The organism is Flavobacterium sp. (assembly GCF_023151265.1).
Taxonomy (GTDB): Bacteria; Bacteroidota; Bacteroidia; order Flavobacteriales; family Flavobacteriaceae; genus Flavobacterium.
In genome coordinates, this window is sequence record NZ_JAKLJH010000211.1 from 1 (window position 1) to 2,423 (window position 2,423).

Here is a 2,423-nt window from a genome sequence, read left to right on the forward strand (position 1 = left end):
ATTCGCCTAATTGAGTTTTAATATGAATCGATTGCAGTAATCCGTTTTTATAATTAAACGTATTCGTTCCTTCCATATACATGAAATAATTAGACATATTTTCGATTTTTGTTACCAAACCTTTTTCTAAATAAATCGTTCTTGTGTTAGATAACTTATATTTATTTAATTCGAAATCATAATAAAACTCTTTCTCTTCGTATTTAGTTACATCTGTAGATAAATTAAAATCTGAAGCTTTATATTTTGCGATTTGCGCATTCGTAAAATGGATTACTAGAAGTGCTACTATTGTGATTAATTTTTTCATTTTTATATTCTTTTAGAAGTTATATTGAACACCAAAACCTACATGATTACTTTTAAATGAAGAAGTTCCTCCATTAGCATTTTTCCAAGAATATTTTCCAAAATCGAAAACTGCATTACACGACCATTTTTCTGAATCGGATTGAAAAATTTGTGGCTGAAATCCCCAACCAAAGTATTTCATAGTACGTTTTACCGTTTCATCTTGAAAATTAACTTCATCCACGTAAGCCGTTTCTAGAATTTTACCAGCTCCAACACCATAATCAAAGTGTAAACTATTAAAAACCGAGTAAATACCAATATAAACCGGAATTTGAACCATCAATGGCAAATCGCCAGGAAGCAATTGTTCTAAACCATCATCGATATGACCATTATAAGAAAGTGGATAAACTCTTAACTTGGCACTTGTAACCCCAACTTTTAATTCGGTACTTCTGTCAGCAGCTAAAAAGTTAGCCCAATCTTGACCAAGAACAGCCGCTCCTTTAATTCCGAATTTGGTGTTTTTGGTATAATTTACATGATACGAAGCTTCTAAACTGGCAAATAATTGCATTGCTTTTCCTTTGTCGGCGACTTCACCTAAATCGTCTCCAGGTTTTGAGAACGACATTCCCGTATTGAATTTTACGGCTAATTTGTCTAATTGAGCTGTTGCATTTTGAAAAGCAAAAGCCAAAACAAGTATTGAAAATAAGGGTAGTTTTTTCATAATTTCTTCAGAATTAGTTACACATTTTTTGTTCTTAATTATGAAGTAAAATTATGCAGTAGCAATACGTAAAGAAATACGTAGAAATTCGTATATTGATTAGATCAACTTATTATTTTTTGCTTTTTGAATGGCTTCTAATTTATTATGCACTTGAAGTTTAGTGTAAATATTCTCCACGTGTTTGCGAATCGTCCCTGGTGAAAGAAACAAGTTTTCGGCAATGGCGTTGTATTTTAATCCTTTGCTTAATTGCTCCAAAACTTCTATTTCTCTTGAAGTTAAACTGATTTCTTCTTTGGTAATGGAATCATCAAAAACTAAAGGTTCGCGTAATAACTTGAGTGTTTTTAACGCAATTGAAGGTGTCATTCCTGCGCCACCAGATAAAGTTTCTTGAATTCCGTTATACAATTCTTGTGGATTGACTTCTTTTAAAAAATAACCATCGGCTCCTGCTTTTATGGCTTTGAAAATATTTTCATCATTATCAAAAACCGTTAGCATAATGATTTTGATTTGCGGAAACTTTGATTTGATGATTGCCGTTGCTTCTATTCCATTCATTTTTGGCATTTCGATATCCATTAGGATTAAATCGAGGTTGTGATTTTTTTCTAATTTTTCGATGATATCTTGACCGTGAATGGCTTTCATTCGCACCTCAACATCAGCAAAGAAACTCAATTTATCTTGAATGGTTTTTTGTAGGAAAGTATTATCGTCAACTATAGCAATTCGAATCATGGATTATTTGTTTAGTGAAATTGTAATTTGAGTTCCTTTGTTAAGTTCGGATTGAATTTTGAAAACACCACCAATTTCTTCGATACGTTTTTGCATGTTTACAATTCCGTTTCCTAAATCGATTGTATCCAAGTCAAAGCCTTTTCCGTTGTCTGAAATTTCAATTGTAATTCCGTTTACATTTGGTTTCACTTGAACTGAAACTTCGTTTGCATCAGCATATTTAATAGCATTATTTACTGCTTCTTGAATCGTTCTATACAAGTTAACACCTTCTAAAGAAGAAAATTTGCTGTTTTTCAAACTTTCATCAATCGAAAATTTAAACGCTGTATTTTCTTTTACCGATTGCGCTTTTTCGATGAAATTATAAATTCTAGAACTTAAATCATCAAACGTAAATTCGTTAGCATTCATGGCCCAAATGGTGTCGCGAAGTTCTACAATTGTAGTTTTTGTAAAATCGCTAATCTTGGTCAAATGATTTTTAATAGACGTTTCCATCGTTGGAAATCCGAATTTTAAATTCTCAACCGAAGAAATAATAAATGTCAATTGCGCTCCAATGTTATCATGCAAATCTCTTGAAATCGCCAAACGTTGTTCATGTAATTTATTTTGATTTTCAATTTGGGCAATAGCCGATTGT

General features: G+C 31.9%; 4 protein-coding genes. All 4 read right to left on the bottom strand.

Translation table 11 applies throughout. The annotated features are described in order from the left end of the window. Positions 1-310 (bottom strand): hypothetical protein (locus tag L6Q46_RS13600; protein ID WP_291284761.1); only part of this gene is annotated, 310 nt, incomplete at its 3' end. A gap of 12 nt (positions 311-322) precedes the next feature. Further along, the gene (locus L6Q46_RS13605) at positions 323-1,027 is read right to left on the bottom strand and encodes a hypothetical protein (protein ID WP_291284762.1); all 705 of its coding nucleotides are present in this window, start codon (positions 1,025-1,027) and stop codon (positions 323-325) included. 99 nt (positions 1,028-1,126) lie between these two features. Further along, complete coding sequence (locus tag L6Q46_RS13610; RefSeq protein ID WP_194093161.1) at positions 1,127-1,774, bottom strand: response regulator transcription factor; 648 nt, start codon at positions 1,772-1,774, stop codon at positions 1,127-1,129. Between the two features lie 3 nt (positions 1,775-1,777). Continuing rightward, the coding region (locus tag L6Q46_RS13615) for an ATP-binding protein (RefSeq protein WP_291284763.1) at positions 1,778-2,423 on the bottom strand (646 nt) is incomplete at its 5' end.